The sequence below is a fragment of the Pseudomonas sp. TS_SC_3 genome, from assembly GCF_056156225.1.
Window position 1 is genome coordinate 2,245,215 of the sequence record NZ_CM149586.1, and the last position, 19,887, is coordinate 2,265,101.

Genomic DNA, 19,887 nt, shown 5'->3' on the forward strand with positions numbered 1-19,887 from the left:
TTATTAATCCTTACTAGTTACGCCGGGCAGGCTGGACAACGCACCAGCCAACCAGTCACTGGTGCGACTCAGCTGACCCACGAGGCTGTCCATTGCATTGTATTGGGAGTACAGACGGGCCTGAATGGAGGCTACACGTGCCTCCAGATCCAGTTTCTGCTCCTTGATGCCTTCACTGGTTCTTTGCAAGCCGCTGATACGCTGCTCCAGAACGCCGCCGGTCTTGTTATAACCATCGGCACGAGCATTGAGACGGCTCATCAGACCATTTTCACCGGTAATTAAGGCCCCGACAGCGTCGTAGTTTTCCGTCAGGGCGGTATTGAGCTTGCTGTCGTCGATTGTCAGCTTACCGTCTTTCTGTGTGGTGATGCCCAGCTCAGCTAACGAGCCTATCTGGCCGCCGGAAGTACTGGATGTCAGCTCCGTACGTACCCCGCTAAGCAGGTTACGAATGGTCGCATCACCTACCAACCCGCCGGTGAGCAACTCACTGCTCTCACCGACCTTGACCACACTGGTCAAGCTGGATGTAGTCGAAATCAACTTGTTGTAAGCGTCGACGAATTTCTTGAGGCTATCTTTTACGGCCGTGGTGTTTTCACCGACTGTCAGGGTAAAGCTTTTCTCCTCCTCGGCTTTGAGCAGATTGAAAGAGACGCCCTCGATAACCTCGGTCACCGAGTTGCTTGCACTTTCCAGCGTCAGGCCGTCGATCTTGAATTGTGCGTTTTTCGCCTCGCTAAGCGCCGCGGGCATGCCCGTCACTAACGCCTGCAGATCGGCACCGGTGGCACCCAGAGCCAGATCGTTGCCAGCGCCGCTTTTGTCCGAGGAAAGCACCAGACGCGAGGTATTGCCCGCGGGGTCAGTGACAATATTGGCACTGATACCCTGCTCCTTGAGCTTGGTATTGATCGCATCGCGCACATCCTTAAGGCTTGCGCCTTCCGCGACATCTACATCGAAATCCTCACTGCCTAGGGAAATAGTTAGCTTGCCGCCACTGGCAAAGGTGGAAGTAGAATCGCCGGGTACAGAGCCCGAGGCAATCTTGCTGGCGCTTGCCAACTGCATGACTTCGACGGAGTAGGTGCCGGCCAGGGCGGTGTTCGATGCAGTCGCGCTAAGCCGGGCAGTATCGGACGATGTCGCCTTGCGCTCATCGAACAGGCTTGGGGCCTGGAGTGTCTTGAGTGCGGTCTGAAACTCACTCAAGGCACCGCGCAAAGTTCCCAGCGCGGTCAGTCTGGTGGTGGTGGTTTTTTCCAGACGACTTAACTGAGCATCCTTGGGTGCCCGCTCAGCTGCAACACTGGCTTTGACGATGGCATCGATGTCGATGCCGGAACCAATACCTGTAATACCTGCCATATTCTTAGCCTCGCCAAAGGGTTGACACCCTATTCCTGTTACCAAAGTGGTAAACAAGTTTCATGCCAGCAGTTTACGCTTCCGCCTGGAACAGCAGACTGCGAACTTCGGACAGGTTCTCGGCGAGCTTGAGTGCTTCCTCGGAGGGAATCTGACGAATGACGTCGCCGGAGTTTGCGTCGGTCACCTTGACCACCACACGACCGTTACCATCATCCAGCGAAAAGTTAATGTCGCGGCGCACGGACTGCACAAACTCCTGGATATTGTTCATAGCCTTTTCCAGTTCGGCACGGGTCGCAGGTTTCTCTGCAACCTTGCCCTCGCTGGCCTGCTTGGCTGCTGCAAGCACGCTAGAGGACTCTTTATCCGCCGGAGCGACTTCGGCCGGTTTGGCCCTGGCCGTGTCTGCAGAGGAAAAGCCTGCTCTTGACGAATCGCGTATCGAAACAATGTCCATACTTTATTCCTCACAATGAGGTAATGGGAGGATGGGCCACCCCATCCCCCCATTAGCGCTGCCCCTAACTTAGCCCAGCAGGCTAAGCACTGCCTGCGGCAACTGGTTGGCCTGTGCCAGAATCGCAGTACCCGCCTGTTGCAGGATCTGGTTCTTAGTAAGGTTAGCCGTTTCTGCGGCGAAGTCAGTATCCTGGATACGACCTCGGGCAGCCGATACGTTCTCACCGATATTTTGCAGGTTAGAAATGGTGTTTTCGAAGCGGTTCTGAACCGCACCCAGGTCGGCACGCTGTGCGTCGATGGCCTGGATCGCCTGATCGATAACAATCACAGCTTTTTGCGAACCAGGCACGTCGCTGATATCAACTTTAGCGACAGTGGAGTCACCCGACGCCACAGCGCTCAAGGCACCGCTGGCAGGCAACCCTCCGGCAGCAGTCCCGGTTACATTTAGGGAAACCAACTGCCCAGCACTGCCGCTGGCACCAGATCCCAGAGCACTAAACAGTTCGATATTACCGCCTGAGGCAATAAAGGCACCAACACCAATATTTGCATCATTGATAGCCGTTGCCAGTTTTTCAGTCAACTCTTTAGCACTCTCATCGCCTTTGACATCGGTGGTGATCGAGTAAGTAGAGGTTACGCCATCAGCATTTTTGATGCTGCCTGATACTGTTAATGTGCCTGATGCTGTTGCAGATGCTGTTGCAGATGCCATGGAGCCGGAGAACACTTCCCCCTGCAAGCCCTTAGTGCTCATTTCCTCAATCTTAACGCTTATGGTCTCGTTGGCAGCACTACCTACCTGAAAGGTAGTAGTTTCGAAACTGCCATCCAACAGTTTTTTACCACCAAAGCTAGTGGTATTGGAAATACGGTTCAGCTCTTTTTTCAGTTCGCTCACTTCAGAATTAAGGGCTTTACGCTCCTCGGTGCTGTTGGAACCATTGGCTGATTGCAATGACAGATCGCGCATCCGTTGCAGGATATTAGTGGACTGCTGCAGAGCACCTTCCGCGGTCTGCGCCATAGAGATGCCATCATTGGAGTTCTTCACTGCGACGTTCAGACCATTGATCTGGCTGGTCAGACGGTTTGCAATTTGCAAGCCGGCGGCATCGTCCTTGGCGCTGTTTATCCGCGAACCTGTGGACAGGCGCTGCAGGGAAACATCTAGCGCTTTGGACGAGTTGGTCAGATTACGCTGAGTGTTAAGAGACGCAATGTTGGTGTTGACTGTCAAAGCCATGATGTTTGTCCTCCATCGGACTTAGCTTGCTTGCCTGAGTGTGCGACTTTGGGAGAGGCATTACCCAGGCACCCATAAAGTTCGCATTCGATCCTTGTATCGGCGCTACCGCTGGAAGCTTTAGCGAGCACATCTTTTTTTTTACAAGCGCGGCGCAAGCTTAATCACACCACCGTACGGCATAGTCCAGTCGATACAAATTGCATCAGTCAGGCAACCAGGCCTTGCGCCAGGCCTCCAGGCTATCGCCCTCCAGCATCCAGTCTCGCCGAACTACCGCCTGCAGTTCATCGCCCATTCTCGCGGCTGCATCGAGATCGGACAGGTGCATGCGAATCGCCTCCACCCAATCCTTGAAGCGGTTCTTGACTCGCGTTGCCGGCAAGTAACCCTCATAGCAACGAATATCGCTGCAGATTACCGGAAAACCGCAAACTCCATATTCAAGCAAACGCAGATTGCTCTTACATTCGTTGAACAGGTTCTGCTCAACGGGAGCCAAGGCGAGATCTAGGTTCAGTCTGGCCAATGCGGCCGGGTACTGCTCAATGGGAACACCGCCATGAAACTCATGGACATAGGGCCTCAGCTTGTCCGGGCACATGCCAAAGAATACCCACTCCACTTCGTTAGCCAGCTCCTTGACCACATCAGTGATCATTTCCAGGTCACCGGTATGGCTCGCCCCTCCGGCCCAGCCGACTCGAGGCTTGCTCGCCAACCGTCGCTGGCTTCTAGGCAAATTGCCCCACCAACGAGGATCAAGACGGTTTTTCATTACCCGGATATCGGGATGCAAATCCTTGAATGCCTCCGCCATCCCTTCGGTGGACACCACGAAGCGATCCACATATGAAAGCCCACGACGTAACGATTTGAGAATGTCCTTGGGCATGTGTTGCCGGTGCACGCTCTTCATCGGCAGATTGGGCAAGTAGTCATCCAGCTCATAGACTTTGAACGCCCGCGAGAAAGCCTGCATGCGGCGCATGGCATCCAGTCGATCATCGCCTATCTGGCGCTGTAACAACACAACATCCGGATCGAAACGCTCCAGATCGGTCACATGCATCAACCCCACAGACAACGCACCATCGACAATCCCCGCGTCACGCAAAGCGCTGAATGGCTGAATGACTCGGTACTGGCCACATCCGGTAAGGTCGGCCGGGTGCGCCAATACCACAGGCAAAGGCCGCCAGGAGTCCAGCGGTCGCCAGGAAATCTGACTATCCGCCAACTTGAATCCACCGGGCAGGGCCAGAGAGAAATTAGAGTTATAGGCCGGGTCTCTAGCTAATTGAGGCAGCCATTTGGCATACATCGCGTCCTGCTCCTGCACAGTCGCTGCTGGCGGCCCTCCCCGGTCAAGCATCAACTGCACCTCAGGCGACCATACAGTCAGGTAGCCCACCCCTCGAGCTTTAAGACAAAGGTCTGCCCCCGCATAACGCTCCGAAAGATTGCCCTCATCCAGCCCGCCCACCTCTGTAAGCAATTGACGGGAAATCATCAAACAATCCAGACTGACAGCGCTGTAATTCTGATCCACTTGTAGTCGCTGCATATAGCCTGAGGCATCCAAGACATCCCCCAGGAACGGACTACCTACTGGCCCCTCTAGCCCTAATACCAACCCTGCCTGAGCTATCTTTCCGTCAGGGGATAATAGTTTGCCCCCAACTACTCCCACCTCAGGTCGCAAAGCATGATTGAGCAGCTCATCCAGCCATACTCTGCTGATAATTGCAGTATCCGCCGCAAGTAACAGTAGGTAGTCTCCCTGCGCCTGAACAGAAGCATGGTTGAATAATCCGGGCAAGGTCAAAATGGCAGTTGGCCGAACAACGCGAATCCGCGCTTCACTCAGTCCGTCAAGTGCAGCAAGCCACTCGCGTACAGGCTCAACGTCGGGCTGGTTTTCAATCAGCAATAGTTCGTAGTGCTGGTAATCCGTAGTTTCCAGCAGACTTTCCACGCAACGCTGCAACTTTGGCAAATTGCCCCCAGTAGCAACCAAAATCGAAACCAAAGGCTGATCAACATGACCATACTTGACATGGTAACGGCCTGGTCTCTCTGCGCTAATACTGGCGTGCGGGTAACCGCGGCGCTGCACACTGGACAAAATGGCTTTTTGCTCATCCGCAATATTCTCCAGAGCCGGGGCGTCAGTAATCAGTAATGCTTCACTGACATGAGCCAGGCCATTCAAGCCTCCTTGTTCGATCAAGCGCAGTAGCAAATCTAACTCCAACGCATCAATAAACCCTGAATTGAAGCCGCCCAGCGCATTAAATACATCCCGACGATACAACCAGTGGCGCGCAGCTCCAGCGGGAAAGCTAAGTAAATAGTCAAGATTAAAGCTCGGGCGGAATGCACCGCCCAACTCACCACCAGGCAATCGCAGCAATTCGTCTCCCGATATGGCCCGACAGTCACCGGCACTTAACAATTCCAGCGCAAGCATTAATAAGCCATTACGGGTAAACTCTTCACCGGCCTCAACCAGCATTAGCCAATCGCCGGAGCTTTGCAAAACCACATCATTCAGAACAGCTACTAATTGACGCTCATCAACCTCAAGAAAGCTTACACGCTCATCGCTCAGGGCACGGCAACCACTCTTGCTAGCCAGCGGCACAAAAACAAATACTTTTATATTGATCAATAGACCATCATCACGCACAAGGCTTTCAAGGGTGACCCTCAGCTTCTCAGCATCCCCATCAAGATTGCGCAGTAGAATAATAAACTCTTGACCACCCCGGTTATTTTTCAAATGAACATCGATATACTCCCGCTGTATACGAGACGGCACACGAGTGCTCAACCAATCCATCATATTTGCAGATGCACTGGTACTTATTCGCTGCAAAGGCGGAACATACTTTGTGACAACCGGTTCTGGCCACGTGGCCAATCGACCCGCATGTTCTATACGAGAAACCCAGCGTTCGTAAACACTCAGTTGCGGGTGATCGCTCTCCTCTGTAGCTAGAATATCTCTCAACCTAGCTGCAACACCTGCATGAAATGGATACTTGCGAAATATTGAATCAAGTTTACTGAGATGCTCCCGCCAAGGTACAGCCCCAGCACTGGCATCAATCTCGGCCAAGGCAGCATTCACTTCGGAGAGAACCGGCAGCAACTGCTGCTTTTGCAACTTTCCTATCGGAGTGGCTCTGATCAGGAAATCGATACCTTCCAGTGCTGTAAAAAACTCACGATTATAAAAAGGCATCTCTACATACTGAGTAGGCTTGAATGTCCAAACAGGCTGCTCTGCCAGAGCCGGCCAGTCGGAGGAAAAAATTTCTTGCAGAGTCAATGAGCGCCCAGTCGCCAAGCAATTGGCTGAGATTCGCAAACAGTCTTCGACAAATCGCCGTGTCGATAAAACGGTCTCACCGTCAATGCTCACCATAAATTCAGCAGCAAATCTTATAAAATCCATGCGCATACTGACAAATTTTTGTTCGCTGCTGACAAGGGCGCGGTACATATCCGTACCGTGGTCAGACTCTATATAATTGCTTTCTCTAATTACATAAGGCACCGGAAGTATCCGAACCTTGCCTGCATAGAGCATATAACAGGCATGACCGACCTCCTGATACTCATACCCCATGCCATCGGGAATCAAGGAGTACCACGCTTTGACGGCCTCGGTACGCGTCACCGCATAAAAGGGTGGAATATACTCATCCATATACGCGGCTAAGCGCTCGCGGGGGTTAAGGGACGAGTAATCCTCACGCACTTTCTTATCTCTGTAGAAATAATGTACGCGCTCAGCATCTGGCAAGTACATCAAACTATAACCACAGCACAGAACATAGCCTGGCGATTCGATCAAGAACCTGACTGAAGCTTCCAACCCTGAAAGTATAACGAAATCATCATCGCTCAGAAAAACCATCAAAGGCGTATCAACAAGCAACACTCCTTTTTTGATTTTATCTAAAAATGAAACATCCGGAAAATGCCTGTAATCGACACTCGCATAGCCACTTCCAACATCGAAAGATGATTCTTTTGAAGAGTCAAGCACCAGAACGCTACACCCGAACGAATCATAGTAGGAAAGCGCTCTAACTAGAAAATCCAAGCGCTCATGAGTCAATACTACAAGAGTAAGATTATTTCTCACGCAACACCCCAAAAACAGTATAAAAATAATAAATTATGGATCATGGAGCCAGCCAAGAATTAAGCCAAACCACTCCAACTCCCAGATAAAAATTGATCACTTTACTCTTTTCAGATAACCACCAGGAGCAACAGTAATCATAATTTTATCATGCACCGTGTAATCAATTACAAAGCTATCGCTTTCTTTAAGGTAGGCATTTACCGCAGTCTTTGGATTATTACCGACCCCCCAGGGACGATCCGGAAAGAAAGACGCCGGCATATCTTCAACCACGGTATCCATTACTATGCAGTAGCTGTCGACCGAGACCAGCGGTGCATATAGGCGCAACTCTTCGAGTACATGCTCATGAGTGTGGTTGGAATCAAGCACCAAGAGAACCTTCTTGCCGGCGGCCGCCACGCGAACCTGCTCGACCACAGGCAAATCAATACTGGACCCTTCAATCATGCTGATGCGTTTACTCATCGGGTGACCTTCGATGGCTTCACGGTTGTGCGGGCGGATATCACGGTCAATACCCAGCACTTCTCCATGGCCTTGCAGTTCCAGTAACGAGGCGTAATAGATGATTGAACCGCCATGGGCAATACCGCACTCAATCACCAAGTCGGGTTTGACCTGCCAGATGATTTCCTGCATTGCTATCATGTCCTGAGGCAGCTGAATAATCGGCCGACCCATCCATGAGAAGTGGTAACTGTACCTGTGCTTGGCTGACTCATTGAAAAAGTCGCGGGCCAGCCCCTTGAGTTTTTCGTCCTGCCCCTGAGTGGCGACTTCTATCCGACATTCGGCTTCGAACGCTTGATGTATGTTCTTATCAGTCATAATCCAGTCTCACTGAAAATTATTGGAAAGATGCACTGTCTATGGAGTGATATACATAGCGCCCACCAGTCATCCGCTTGATTTCTTCAAGGTAATTGGAATTCATCACAAACAGATTGGCACCTTCGGGCAAGGCATCGAGGGCCTCTTGTGGGGACGACACGCGCAACCCGCTCAGTGGTAGATAACGCCCCTGCTTGGCCGGGTTGATATCGACAATCTGATCGACCGCCACCCCCGCGCGCTGCAGGAACAACGAATAGATCACCCCTTTGGAAGACGCCCCCCATATTCCGGAACCCTGCTCGGGGGATGCTTGAATGATCTGCACGACATGTTCGATGCTGCCCATGAAATTCGCTGGCATCTCCAGACGCAGCACCGGACTGGACGGTGCCAACTGTAAACTGGCGAGGTCGGCGACTATGTACAGATATTGATCGCCGAACAAATGCCCAACCTCATGCACCGTGGCGAACAGCCGACGTAAATCGTCGAGGCGAAAGTAATTCACATGCTCATAGAACACATCGAACCAAGCCCTGTGCTCGAGAATCCAGTCGAAACATGGAACCTCTATATAAATCTGTCCTCCCTGATTGGCTGCCGCGATTTCGGACAGAAACACAACGGGGTCCGCTACGTGCTCCAATACATGGCGCAGCACAACCGCATCAGCCACCAGACCTAAGCCACGGGTGAACGGTGCCTGTATCACGTCTGCGTTGTCACCTTCGTAAGCGGGGTCGATACCGGTGATCGCATAACCCAAGCCGCGCAGCATTTCTAGGAAGTAGCCTTTACCACAGCCAACTTCAACCAGACTCTGCCCCTTGAAGTGCCGGGCCATGATCCTTTCTACATCATCTAGATGCTTCTTGAACTCGGCCGAATGTGCCTGCTCGTTCTGATAATCACTATCGTAATTCAATTTGTCAGCATCGAAGGCCTGATTGAAGATCAGCCCACTTACCTCATCCTGCACCAAAACCATATCAGCGCAGGCCGATGCTCTAGCTGTAGCAGCATCGGCGAAGGTGCGATTCTGCAAAATAGGAAGATTGGAAACCCGATACAACTCACGCACCATAGTCACCACCCACCAGTTGCTGCAGACGCTTAGCCACGCCCCAGAACGCCATCGATTCATAGGCAGGATAGGCGTAATGACCCAAATTCAGGCGGATCGACGAGCCGCGCTCACGCAGCCGCTGCTCGACCAGCGCCCTGACCGATATGGGCCGACCACTGGAACAATTGACCACCCCGGAAAAATTGCGGCGCTGAAGCACGTCGGCGAGATAAGCGGCCGCCGTTTCGACAGCCAAATAGTCGCGCAGCTGCTCACCCGCCGACATATTGAACTGCTCTTCACCCGCTTCGATGGCTCGATCCAAACTGGCCAGCAAGCTGTTGGGGTTCTGCCCGACTCCATATAGATAGAAGAGGCGAGCCCATTGCAATGTGAACGGCCGCTCGTGCTGCAACGCCTCTAGAAACAGGCGCAAGGTGTTCTTCGCCAGGCCGTAGGGGCAGCTGGGCAGCGGCAATGTGTCTTCACTAAGAGGCCCGCTCTGCATGCCATATTCAAAACAGGTGCCTGTTACCAACACCTGCCGCACTCCCGCCTGCACCACGCGGCTGATGAACGCGTAATCGGCAAACAGATTGTTCTCGAAGTGAAACAGTGCCTGATAATTTGGCAAGCCCGGCCAGGCCAGATGGGCCAATACATCAATGCCATCGGTGAGAGCACCGACGTCCAGTTCAGCGGCGTAAATATCCGTTGCGACGAACTCCACGGCATTAATCCAGGGCATGCTGCGAGCGACTTCGGCATTGCGCGCCACTGCGCGTACTTGGCAGCCACGCGTCAGTAAAACAGTGACTAGGTGACGGCCGACAAAGCCAGTCGCTCCGCTGACCAGGACCTTCAAGCCTTTCACAGCATCACCAACTCAGGCACAACGATAACGAAACGCCCGCCCCACTGAGGAACCTGCGCCTGCTGCTCGCTAACTTCCTGCAAAAGATTCCACGGCAACACCAACACATAGTCCGGTTTCTCCGCCATGATCTGTTCGGGCTTGACCACCGGAATACGACTGCCCGGCAGGTACCTACCTTGTTTGTGCGGATTAGCATCAGCCACCCAGGTCAGCAGATCCGGTTTGACCCCTGCATAGTTGAGCAAGGTATTGCCTTTCGCAGCGGCACCATAACCGACCACACGCTTGCCCTCCGCCTTGGCTTGCAGTAGAAACCGCAACAGCTCATGTTTGATGCGCTCGGCCGCCGGGGCCAGGCTGGCGTAGAAGCCGATAGTCCTCACCCCGCTAGCCTCTTCGCCCGCCAGCAGTGCACCGACCGCCGCAGCCACAGGACGCTCGCCCGAAGCCAGCTGCACGAACACCCGCAGCGAACCGCCATGGGTCGGCAGCTCTTCTACATCGAAGATATGCAGGCCATTGTGCGCGCACAGACTCTGCACAGCCGTCAGTGACAGGTAGGAATAATGTTCGTGGTACAGGGTGTCGAACTGCTGCTCAGCCATCAGCTGGATCAGATGAGGGAACTCGAAGGTGACCACACCAGTCGGTTTTAACAGCGTGGCGAAACCCTTGAGGAAATCATTGATGTCCGGCACATGGGCCAGTACGTTGTTGGCTACCATCAGATCCGCACTCCAGCCCTCAGCAGCTAGGACAGCAGCCGTATCCTCGCCAAAAAACAGCTCGCGAATCTGCAAACCCTTTTCCCGAGCTGCACGCGCGGTGCTAGCTGTGGGCTCGACACCCAGACATGGAATACCGCGCTGCGCCACATACTGCAGCAGGTAACCGTCATTGGCGGCGATTTCCACCACCAGGCTCTGTGCATTCAAGCCAAAGCGCTCGACCATTTGTGCGACATAGCGCTGAGAGTGCTCCAGCCAGCTGCTGGAGTAGGAGCTGAAGTACGCATAGTCGGCATCGAAGAGGCTATCGGCCGCACGGTAATCCTCGGTTTGTACCAGCCAGCAGCTTTCGCACACCTGCACCCGCAGCGGCACCCATTGCTCAGCCTGATCAAGCTGATCGGCGCGCAGGTAGGCATTGGAAGGCGGTGCAGTACCCAGATCAATCAGAAGCACATGCAGATCGGCACCACAGCCTCGGCAGTTCATAACTCTACTCCCTGAAAATTATTGGCCAACGGAGGATGCGCGACGTCCCGTGCGGAGAGATTACTGACAGGCAATGGCCAAGCGATCGCCAAGCGCGCATCACTGGGCGACAAACCTCCCTCATATTCGTGGCTGTAATCTGCGCTGTGCAGGTAGAGCAACTCGGCATCGTCACTCAGCGCCTGAAAGCCATGGGCAAAGCCGGGTGGCAGTAACAAACTGCGGCCATCTCCGGCTTCCAGGCGTTCAGCGTGCCAGTGCATAAAGGTCGCGGAGCCACACCGTAAATCCACCGCGATATCCCACACTGCGCCACGCAGGCAGGTAATCAGCTTGGTCTCGGCATGCGGTGGATACTGAAAATGCAGGCCACGCACGCTGCCACGCTGGACGGTACGTGAATGGTTGATCTGACGAATCTGTAATAACTGTCCGAATGCGGCCAGACTGCCCTGACAGAACAGCCGAGCAAAACGACCGCGCTCATCCTCATGCACCTTGTGCTGCAGGCTGAATAGACCCGCGAGCGGCAGTTCCAGAAGGCTCAACTCACTCATACGGCCCCCTGTAGGCGGCTAACTGCACCAGGGTCAGCGCGCGCATATCCTCACCACGCTGCCAGGCCTGATGCCACTCCAAGGTCTGTTGCAGGCAGCTATCCAGCGACCAACGTGGCGTCCAACCAAGCAGTTGACTAGCGCGACTGCTGTCCAGCCGCAACAGGCCCGCCTCATGCAATTCGCTGGGTTCGATCAGCAGACCAGGTGCTCGCGGCCAACGCTGCGCCAGGCGCTCAACCACCCCGCCGACCGTACACATATCGCTATCGCTAGGGCCGAAATTCCAAGCCCCGGCAAAAGCACAGCCCTGCTCGTATAAGCCCTGGGACAACTGCAGGTAACCCGCCAGCGGCTCCAAGGCATGCTGCCAGGGGCGCACGGCCTGCGGGTAACGCAGGGTCACCGGCTCACCACGCGTCCACGCCGCCAGAATATCGGGCACCAGACGGTCGGGAGCAAAGTCGCCGCCGCCCAGCACATTGCCAGCGCGGGCGGTGGCAATGGCCAACCCGTGCTCGGCATAACGCGCAGCAGGAAAATAAGAGGAAGCGAATGACTGCACAACTAGCTCACAGCAGGCCTTGCTGCTGCTATAGGGGTCATGACCACCGAGCGCTTCATTCTCGCGATAAGGCCACGCCCATTCATTGTTGGCGTAGACCTTGTCAGTGGTGACCACCACGCACGCCTTTATGCCGCCCGCCTGGCGCATGGCCTCAAGCAGATGAAGCGTACCCATGACATTACTGGCATAGGTTCCCAATGGATCCCGATAACCCTCACGAACCAGCGGCTGGGCGGCCAGGTGCAGGACGATTTCCGGCTTTACCGTATTCATCACTCGCTGCAAGGTAGCCAAGTCGCGTAAATCACCGATATAGCTATCGATGCCTTCATCCACCCGCGCCAGTTCGAACAAGTTGGGCGAGTTGAAAGGCTCAAGGGAGAAACCGCTGACCTGCGCGCCCCAGCTTTGTAGCCAGAGTGACAACCAACCACCCTTGAAGCCTGTATGCCCAGTGAGCAATACACGCTTGCCGCGCCAGAACGTCGGAGTCAGTTCCACTGTTTCCAAGGGGCCTCCCCACTTAGCCACAACTGTTCCAAGTAATTCTTGTCGCGGAGGGTATCCATGGGGTGCCAGAACCCTTGGTGTTGAAACGCCATCAATTGGCCATCATCAGCCAACTGAGTAAGGGGGCCAGCTTCCCATGAAGTTTCTGCGCTAGCGATATAAGTCAACACCTTAGGCGAGAGAACGAAGAACCCACCATTAATCCAGCCACCATCGCCGCGTGGTTTCTCGATAAAACCACTGACCTGATTACCGATCCGCTCCAGCGCACCATAACGACCTGGCGGTTGCACTGCAGTGACTGTGGCGTATTTGCCGTGGGTCTTATGGAAGGCCACCAGAGCACTAATATCCAAGTCGGAAACCCCGTCGCCATAAGTAAAGCAAAATTCTTCATCGGCATCCAAATAGCGCTCGGCGCTCTTTAGACGGCCACCGGTCATAGTGTCTTCACCGGTATCCACAAGGGTCACGCGCCACGGCTCGCTGTAGTTCTGGTGCACCTCCATCTCGTTGATGCGCATGTCGAAGGTGACATCGGAGGTATGCAAAAAGTAGTTGGCGAAGAAATCCTTGATCGCATAGCCCTTATAGCCCAGGCAGATAACAAAATCATGGATACCATGGACCGAATATTGCTTCATGATGTGCCAGAGGATGGGCTTACCGCCGATTTCGATCATCGGTTTGGGCCTAAGATGAGACTCTTCGCTGATGCGAGTTCCGAGACCACCGGCAAGAATGACTGCTTTCATCGCTAATTCCTTCCTGGTTCCGCACTTTCTACTCCACACACTCATCAGGATCACTTGGCTCCGAGCGTGCGCATCTGTCAATCAACCGACATTATTTCTTCCATAAGCAGGTTACAGCAATAAACACGCCACACTGACCTAGGCAATATCCAATTGCTCAACCAGCGCACAGGCAAGGCTGTATCGATCGACCAACTCTTGTTTGAGCAATATCTGCCCCAGGCACCCGGTATGACTGTCCTGCTCCTGATGGTTCAACGCACCTTGCAGCTGTGCCGCACTGATATGCCCCTGACTGACCAACAGCTCACGTAGGCGCCGATGCCGGCGCGGGGCTTCTGTACGCTGCTGCGGGTAGTCGAACAATTGCTGGTGGTCATTAATGATGTATGGCATTCCCAGGGCTCCTCGACGACCTATAGAGCCAGCATATAGCCACCACCAAACAGCTCATTGCCTTGCATCAACGCCCTATCAGACAGCCATTACGGCTGGCTGCTGGCGGCATGGATTGGCACTTGATGCTGCTTTTTTCCATAAACAAGGACTGGCCAGATCAGCGTCAGCAATAGCTGATGACCATAACCCCGCTACCATAAAGACGCGGGGTTATTTATTCATTCCGGCAACTAAGGCAAGGAGCGGTCGATGTTGTATATAAAGCGCGATGCTTGGGGCAATTTGCAGCAGGTCGAAGCAGCACCTTTCGAAGGCATGGATGGCGAGCTACTGGCTGACAGCGAGGAAGCTGAAGCTTGGTATGCCAACCAGAGCGTAGAGAGCAGCCTACTGCAGCTCAAGCAGAGCGACCTGGACATGATCAGGGTGCTGGAAGATTTGATCACCGTGCTGATTCGCAAGGGAGTGGTGCGTATCACGGATCTGCCGGAAGCGGCGCAGGGCAAGTTGGTCGGCCGTAGCAAGGCGCGGGATGCTCTGGGTGGCTTGCATCGACTGATAAATGACGACGAATCGAAGCTGATCTGACCCACAGTGCGTCGAGCTAAAAAGCTCGCAGGTAAGTCAGTTGCTGCAAAGGCATACTTTCTGCGCTAAGGCTTCACCTCATAAAATAGCCGTCACTGCGCTCATTGATAGCCATGACGCGCAGTAAACGCCTCTCTTCTTAAGCCTGCGCACCCTCGACGACCAACGCCAGAACGATGCGATTAAAAGCACGCGGTAGGGTTTCACCCTACAAACGCTTGTCGTTTGCCTGATTGATCAAACGAACTGATGCCATAGGCAAGCACATCGCGATCAGTTTCGTTGGCGCTCCCAGCCACGCCGATCATCCCTGCGCGGCGCATCGTGGCGGTGTTGACGTGACTGTTGGTGGCCGCGTGAATAGTCGCGATCACGGCGGTCATCCCAGCCAGCATGCGGTTGCACCGCAGGGTAATCATGGCGCTTCTGATATTTGTGCGTTTGGTAATGGCGCGGCTGCGGCGCCGGTACGTAGTAACGCGGTGGGTGACGGTGGTCATCGTAACGCCGCCTATCATGGTGGTAGGCCTTGTAGCGCGGATGCGGCATCACATAAACCGGATAACGCTGCACGTGATAATAGGTATTTGCGTGCCCTCGGTCATAGCCGCGATGACCATAACCACTCCCGCCGCCGTAAACTGCACAGCCGCTTAAAGAAACTAATAACAACGCCAAGAGTACGGATTTATATGACATGGCGGCCTCCTTCGACCGCAGGTACGACAGCGACCAATGTCGCTACCAGGGATGACTCCCAACATGTCAGACAGTGGTGCAAGCACTTCAGTGCGCTGATGAGGGGTGGCAGATTTGATGACAAATCATTTCAACGTCGACTCAAGTGTTCATAGGTGCTCACTACGGATAACTGACACAGCTCCATGTACCGCTTCACAGACGCAACTGGCAGCCCAATAATCGACAACGCCATTAAACGTGACACCGGACGCCAGTCGGCTAACTGTTTATGTATAAGCAGCACCACAGCAGGCTCAGGGCTACAATAAAGCTGTTTTTAACCAGCAGAGTCCCCCATGCCTCATCGATCCCCACTGAGCCGACAATGGCCTTTGATAGCACTGCTGCTGGTTCTGCTTGGCAGTGGTTTCTTCGCTACCTCCCTGGTCAGTTATTACACGGCACTCGACCAAATCCGCTCCGGGATCATCAACACCGAGCTGCCACTGACCTCGGATAATGTCTACTCAGAAATCCAGAAGGATCTGGTTCGCCCCATCCTGATTTCCTCGATGATGTCCCGCGATACCTTCATGCGCGACTGGGCTATCGGCGGCGAGCAAGATACGGAGCAGATCACCCGCTACCTGCGTGAAGTGCAGGAGCATTACGCCACGGTCACCAGTTTCTTCGTCTCGGCAAAAACCCATACCTACTACCAAGCACAGGGCGTGCTCAAACAGGTCAGTAAAGATAACCCACGCGATGACTGGTATTTCCGCATACGCGATATGCAGGAGCCCTACGAGATCAATGTCGATGTCGACATGGCCAACGACGACCGCCTGACCGTATTTATCAACTACAAGGTGTTCGACTACCAGCAGCGGTTCATCGGTGTAACCGGTGTCGGTCTGACCGTGGACACCGTGATTAAACTGATCGACACCTACCAGCAGCGCTACAACCGCAGCGTATACTTTGTCGACACCGAGGGGCGCCTGGTGCTCACCGGCGCTAGCGGTGGCCCAAAGGGCGCACGCGTCGGCCAATCGCTCAATACCATCGCCGGCCTGGAAGCATTATTGGCCCAGCTGCCACAGCCGCACAGCGGCGACTTTGAGTATCAGGATCACGGCCACGAGCACTTCCTTAATGTGCGCTTTATCCCTGAACTAGACTGGTTCTTGTTCGTTGAAAAACACGAAACCGGCGCGGTGGCCGGCATCCGCCAATCGCTTTATCTGAGTTTACTGATCTGGCTGGTGATTACCTGCATCGTTATTTCCTTGGTCAGCCTAGTGGTACGTCGTTATCAGCGCCGTATCAGCGCGCTGGCCACCACTGACCTGCTGACCGGGCTGCCCAATCGCCGGGGTTTTGACCTGCTTGCCAACCAGGCGGTGCAAGAAGCCCGGCGCAACCCCAGCCCGCTGTGTGCACTGATGCTCGATCTGGATAACTTCAAACAACTCAATGACAGCCGGGGCCATATGGCTGGTGATGAAGTGTTGCGCCACTTTGCCAGCTACCTGCGCAATAGCCTTCGTCAGTCCGACATTATCTGTCGCTGGGGCGGTGAGGAATTTATCCTGCTGCTCAAGGACACCAGCCTCGAAAAAGCCCGCGAACTGGGTGAGAAAATCCGCAAGAAAGCCGAGCAAAGCAGCATCCCCTTCGATGGCACACACTTGCAGATCACCACCAGCATTGGCCTGGCACAACTGCACGCCGATGAATCGCTGGACCAGCTGATTAACCGTGCCGACCGCGCGCTGTATCGCGCCAAGCAGAGCGGCCGTAACCGCCTTTGTGAAGAAAGTGTATGAGTAAGACAACCACCCACTGCCCCTGCTGCGGGCAGCCCAATCAATGCGCCCAGGCCGTAGCCGACATCCCAGTGACGCAGTGCTGGTGTTTTACTGTAACGGTTGATGGGCACCAACTGGCCAAGCTGCCGCCAGAGCAGAGCAACCTTAGCTGCTTATGCCGACGCTGCGCTCAGGGCTTACCTAAACCCTCTGCCGACTAGCTATGCGCCTCGACCGTTTTCTCAGCAATTTGCCCCAACTCAACCGCCAAACCGCCCGCCAATTGCTGGCCAGCGGTCGCGTGCACGTGGACGGCACGGTGATCCGTGATGGCTTGCGTGAAGTCAGCCAGTTCAGCCGTATCGAGGTCGATAACGAGCTGCTGCAAGCCGGCAAAGCCGCACGCTACTTTATGCTGCACAAACCCATCGGCGTGGTCAGCGCCACCGCGCACGATGACCATCGCACCGTGCTTGACCTGCTCGACGAGCCGGACAAAACCGACCTGCACCTGGCCGGCCGATTGGACCTGAACACCAGCGGTCTGCTGCTGATCACCAACGATGGCCAATGGTCCCGCCGCCTCACCGAGCCACGCAGCCGGTTGGGCAAGGTCTACCGCGTCGAAACCGAACAACCGATAACGCATGAGTACATCGAGGTATTCGCCGGCGGCCTGTACTTCGCCTATGAAGATCTCACCACCCTCCCCGCCGAACTGATCATCCTCAGCAGCCACAGCGCCCTGCTGACACTACACGAAGGCCGTTACCATCAGGTCAAGCGCATGTTTGGCCACTTCCAAAACAAGGTCATCGGCCTGCATCGCCTGAGCATGGGCGCCATCGAACTCGACCCACAGCTCGCCCCCGGCCAGTACCGCACACTTAGCACAGCCGAAGTCGCCAGCTGCTGAGCCATGCGCTATCACCTTCAGCGCGACAAATGGGAAGAGAAAAAGCAAATTAAGACTTGTTAGTGCAACACGCGACTGCTTAAATCCAAGCACAAGGTCTTAACGTGACTGATTAGTCACAAGAGCCATCTAAGCGTTCTATCGGTTACTTGCGCACTGCGCGAAATGGGTTCCTGCCTGGTCAAAGACACCACTCCACACTTGTAAAAGGCCGTGGACGGATGCTCTGTTTCAGCCCTAACTGATTGAAAATAAATAACTTATAAAATCCTCTAGCCTGACATCTTGCTGTCACGTCCAGGCGCTTTGCTGACTGCCTTACTTAGCCCGGTTAAACGGCATAGCCGTTTGCCACGGTCACATTTATGCGCCAGGAGGAAACGACATGAAGCCAGCCACCGCTGTCGTCGATATACACAGGACGTTCAAGGTACACACGAAGTTTTACGCCAACCCCAGCGCGCGCAAGACCATCATCCTGATCAACGGCTCGCTGGCCACCACCGCCGCTTTCGCGCAAACCCTCAAATACCTGCGCCCGCAATTCAATGTGATTCTCTACGACCAGCCCTATGCTGGTCAGTCCAAACCGCATAACCACCACAGCCGGCCGATCAGCAAGGAAGATGAAGCCGCCATCCTGCTGGAGTTGATTGAACACTTTCAGGTCGACTACCTGCTGTCATTTTCCTGGGGGGGCGTCGCCGCCATGCTGGCCCTGGCGCAACGCCCGGCACGTATCGAAAAGGCCGTAATCACCTCCTTCTCGCCACTGCTCAACGAGCCAATGCTCGATTATCTGGAAAAAGGCATGACCCACTTGCAGGCCATCGACGGCGAGCGCGTCGGCCAGTTGGTCAACAGTACCATTGGCAAATACCTGCCCTCGCTGTTCAAACGCTACAACCAGCGTCATATCAGCAGCCTCGACAGTCACGAGTACCTGCAGATGCACGCGCACATCAACCAGGTGGTGCACATGGATAACCACTGCCAGATGGAATGCCTGGCGGCCATCGACATCCCGTTGCTGTTTATCAACGGCGAACACGACGAGTACACCTCGCCGACGGACGTACGCGTGTTTGCCGAGTACCTGAGCGACTGCCAGTTCGTCACCATCAACAACGCCGGACACTTTCTTGATATGGAACACAAAGGTGCATGGCTGCAAAGCCAAACTGCCCTGCTGAAATTCCTGCAAGCCCCGGCGCGCAGCAGCTCCAGCTATCGTCCAGAGCTCAATCAGCACCACGCAATCGCGGTATGAAACAGCGCCGTAAACCCAGGCCTGCCGCGCACAGATACAGATAACCGCGCGGCAGGCTTCATTTCGGTCAAGAGTTCCGGTATAAAGTCACCCGCTGCGGGCGTCGTATAATGGCAATACCCTAGCTTCCCAAGCTAGAGCCGTGGGTTCGATTCCCACCGTCCGCTCCAAATCGCAGTTCCTAAAGCCCTGATTTCTAGAAAGATTTCAGGGCTTTTTGCTTTCTGGCCTGGGGCGTTGTCGTGAAAGTGTCGAAGTGATGTTGCGGCATAACGCGAACTGCAGCTGACCAGCAACAGGGAGAGAAGCGATGTAATCAAGCGCGTTTGCGCGACCCTGGTTCTGCATCATCGCGCAGGGCTCTGAGGTCGGTTGCATCCTGATTTAAGCGATGAATAACCCTCAACATTTGTTGCCTCAACACTTCATCGCCGGTGCGCTCAGCAGCACGCATAAGCGCAATGGCTGCGTCTTCATTGTGATCGGCGATGGTGTTAAGCGCTTTGCGAGTAGTGCGATTCAAGGTAATGCCCTCTGTATGGTGACGGCACGATAGTGGACAAATATTTCGGATTGGTTGCAGTG

Annotated in this window: 18 protein-coding genes and 1 tRNA gene; 6 read left to right on the forward strand and 13 right to left on the reverse strand. The window is 54.4% G+C overall.

The features are described from left to right. Nucleotides 1-3 precede the first annotated feature (3 nt). From fliD to AC0J6G_RS10910, 12 genes are all read right to left on the reverse strand, one after another. Nucleotides 4-1,431, reverse strand: coding sequence for a flagellar filament capping protein FliD (gene fliD, locus AC0J6G_RS10855; protein WP_475247627.1), 1,428 nt, complete (start codon nt 1,429-1,431; stop codon nt 4-6). 16 nt (nt 1,432-1,447) lie between these two features. Beyond that, nucleotides 1,448-1,834: a flagellar protein FlaG gene (locus tag AC0J6G_RS10860; protein ID WP_475247629.1), complete on the reverse strand. Its 387-nt coding sequence runs from the start codon at nt 1,832-1,834 to the stop codon at nt 1,448-1,450. A 69-nt stretch (nt 1,835-1,903) separates the two neighbouring features. Beyond that, a complete protein-coding gene (locus tag AC0J6G_RS10865) occupies nt 1,904-3,088 on the reverse strand; it encodes a flagellin (protein WP_475247630.1) in 1,185 nt (394 codons plus the stop codon). 205 nt (nt 3,089-3,293) lie between these two features. After that, complete coding sequence (locus AC0J6G_RS10870; RefSeq protein WP_475247632.1) at nt 3,294-7,247, reverse strand: TIGR00180 family glycosyltransferase; 3,954 nt, start codon at nt 7,245-7,247, stop codon at nt 3,294-3,296. A 96-nt stretch (nt 7,248-7,343) separates the two neighbouring features. Further along, the gene (locus AC0J6G_RS10875; protein WP_475247634.1) at nt 7,344-8,081 is read right to left on the reverse strand and encodes a cephalosporin hydroxylase family protein; all 738 of its coding nucleotides are present in this window, start codon (nt 8,079-8,081) and stop codon (nt 7,344-7,346) included. A 19-nt stretch (nt 8,082-8,100) separates the two neighbouring features. Beyond that, complete coding sequence (locus AC0J6G_RS10880; protein ID WP_475247636.1) at nt 8,101-9,171, reverse strand: class I SAM-dependent methyltransferase; 1,071 nt, start codon at nt 9,169-9,171, stop codon at nt 8,101-8,103. Beyond that, nucleotides 9,161-10,018, reverse strand: coding sequence for an NAD-dependent epimerase/dehydratase family protein (locus tag AC0J6G_RS10885; protein ID WP_475253691.1), 858 nt, complete (start codon nt 10,016-10,018; stop codon nt 9,161-9,163). Before AC0J6G_RS10885 ends, AC0J6G_RS10880 begins: the two co-directional genes overlap by 11 nt. Nucleotides 10,019-10,023: 5 nt before the next feature. Next, a complete protein-coding gene (locus AC0J6G_RS10890; RefSeq protein ID WP_475247638.1) occupies nt 10,024-11,247 on the reverse strand; it encodes a methyltransferase domain-containing protein in 1,224 nt (407 codons plus the stop codon). Further along, nucleotides 11,244-11,804, reverse strand: coding sequence for a dTDP-4-dehydrorhamnose 3,5-epimerase family protein (locus AC0J6G_RS10895; RefSeq protein ID WP_475247640.1), 561 nt, complete (start codon nt 11,802-11,804; stop codon nt 11,244-11,246). The genes AC0J6G_RS10890 and AC0J6G_RS10895 overlap by 4 nt, the downstream gene beginning before the upstream one ends. Then, nucleotides 11,797-12,873 (reverse strand): CDP-glucose 4,6-dehydratase, encoded by a 1,077-nt coding sequence (gene rfbG / locus AC0J6G_RS10900; RefSeq protein ID WP_475253693.1) that lies wholly within the window; start codon nt 12,871-12,873, stop codon nt 11,797-11,799. Before rfbG ends, AC0J6G_RS10895 begins: the two co-directional genes overlap by 8 nt. After that, a complete protein-coding gene (rfbF, locus tag AC0J6G_RS10905; protein ID WP_475247642.1) occupies nt 12,864-13,637 on the reverse strand; it encodes a glucose-1-phosphate cytidylyltransferase in 774 nt (257 codons plus the stop codon). Before rfbF ends, rfbG begins: the two co-directional genes overlap by 10 nt. A 138-nt stretch (nt 13,638-13,775) precedes the next feature. Then, the gene (locus tag AC0J6G_RS10910) at nt 13,776-14,033 is read right to left on the reverse strand and encodes a hypothetical protein (RefSeq protein WP_475247644.1); all 258 of its coding nucleotides are present in this window, start codon (nt 14,031-14,033) and stop codon (nt 13,776-13,778) included. 252 nt (nt 14,034-14,285) lie between these two features. Here AC0J6G_RS10910 and AC0J6G_RS10915 point away from each other — a divergent pair, with 252 nt between their 5' ends. Further along, nucleotides 14,286-14,624, forward strand: coding sequence for a tryptophan synthase subunit beta (locus AC0J6G_RS10915; protein WP_475247646.1), 339 nt, complete (start codon nt 14,286-14,288; stop codon nt 14,622-14,624). Between the two features lie 203 nt (nt 14,625-14,827). Here the strand turns inward: AC0J6G_RS10915 and AC0J6G_RS10920 are convergent, their stop codons facing one another. Further along, nucleotides 14,828-15,124, reverse strand: a complete 297-nt coding sequence (locus AC0J6G_RS10920; RefSeq protein WP_475247648.1) for a hypothetical protein — start codon at nt 15,122-15,124, stop codon at nt 14,828-14,830. A 537-nt stretch (nt 15,125-15,661) separates the two neighbouring features. On the opposite strand from AC0J6G_RS10920, the gene AC0J6G_RS10925 reads away from it, so the two are divergent. The 5 genes from AC0J6G_RS10925 (at nt 15,662) to AC0J6G_RS10945 (ending at nt 19,472) form a co-directional block, all read left to right on the forward strand. Beyond that, nucleotides 15,662-17,134, forward strand: coding sequence for a sensor domain-containing diguanylate cyclase (locus AC0J6G_RS10925; RefSeq protein ID WP_475247650.1), 1,473 nt, complete (start codon nt 15,662-15,664; stop codon nt 17,132-17,134). Continuing rightward, nucleotides 17,131-17,337, forward strand: a complete 207-nt coding sequence (locus tag AC0J6G_RS10930; protein WP_475247652.1) for a cysteine-rich CWC family protein — start codon at nt 17,131-17,133, stop codon at nt 17,335-17,337. Before AC0J6G_RS10925 ends, AC0J6G_RS10930 begins: the two co-directional genes overlap by 4 nt. Nucleotides 17,338-17,339: 2 nt before the next feature. Beyond that, nucleotides 17,340-18,032, forward strand: coding sequence for a pseudouridine synthase (locus AC0J6G_RS10935; protein ID WP_475247654.1), 693 nt, complete (start codon nt 17,340-17,342; stop codon nt 18,030-18,032). 385 nt (nt 18,033-18,417) lie between these two features. Further along, nucleotides 18,418-19,302 (forward strand): alpha/beta fold hydrolase, encoded by an 885-nt coding sequence (locus AC0J6G_RS10940; protein WP_475247656.1) that lies wholly within the window; start codon nt 18,418-18,420, stop codon nt 19,300-19,302. 96 nt (nt 19,303-19,398) lie between these two features. Next, nucleotides 19,399-19,472, forward strand: a tRNA-Gly gene (locus AC0J6G_RS10945). The last annotated feature ends 415 nt before the right edge of the window (nt 19,473-19,887 follow it).

Coding starts and splice junctions, on each gene's coding strand:
- AC0J6G_RS10860 (WP_475247629.1), bottom strand. CDS start 1,834: ATGGACATTGTTTCGATACGCGATTCGTCAAGAGCAGGCTTTTCCTCT.
- AC0J6G_RS10865 (WP_475247630.1), bottom strand. CDS start 3,088: ATGGCTTTGACAGTCAACACCAACATTGCGTCTCTTAACACTCAGCGT.
- AC0J6G_RS10875 (WP_475247634.1), bottom strand. CDS start 8,081: ATGACTGATAAGAACATACATCAAGCGTTCGAAGCCGAATGTCGGATA.
- AC0J6G_RS10880 (WP_475247636.1), bottom strand. CDS start 9,171: ATGGTGCGTGAGTTGTATCGGGTTTCCAATCTTCCTATTTTGCAGAAT.
- AC0J6G_RS10890 (WP_475247638.1), bottom strand. CDS start 11,247: ATGAACTGCCGAGGCTGTGGTGCCGATCTGCATGTGCTTCTGATTGAT.
- AC0J6G_RS10895 (WP_475247640.1), bottom strand. CDS start 11,804: ATGAGTGAGTTGAGCCTTCTGGAACTGCCGCTCGCGGGTCTATTCAGC.
- rfbF (WP_475247642.1), bottom strand. CDS start 13,637: ATGAAAGCAGTCATTCTTGCCGGTGGTCTCGGAACTCGCATCAGCGAA.
- AC0J6G_RS10910 (WP_475247644.1), bottom strand. CDS start 14,033: ATGCCATACATCATTAATGACCACCAGCAATTGTTCGACTACCCGCAG.
- AC0J6G_RS10915 (WP_475247646.1), top strand. CDS start 14,286: ATGTTGTATATAAAGCGCGATGCTTGGGGCAATTTGCAGCAGGTCGAA.
- AC0J6G_RS10920 (WP_475247648.1), bottom strand. CDS start 15,124: ATGACCACCGTCACCCACCGCGTTACTACGTACCGGCGCCGCAGCCGC.
- AC0J6G_RS10925 (WP_475247650.1), top strand. CDS start 15,662: ATGCCTCATCGATCCCCACTGAGCCGACAATGGCCTTTGATAGCACTG.
- AC0J6G_RS10930 (WP_475247652.1), top strand. CDS start 17,131: ATGAGTAAGACAACCACCCACTGCCCCTGCTGCGGGCAGCCCAATCAA.
- AC0J6G_RS10935 (WP_475247654.1), top strand. CDS start 17,340: ATGCGCCTCGACCGTTTTCTCAGCAATTTGCCCCAACTCAACCGCCAA.
- AC0J6G_RS10940 (WP_475247656.1), top strand. CDS start 18,418: ATGAAGCCAGCCACCGCTGTCGTCGATATACACAGGACGTTCAAGGTA.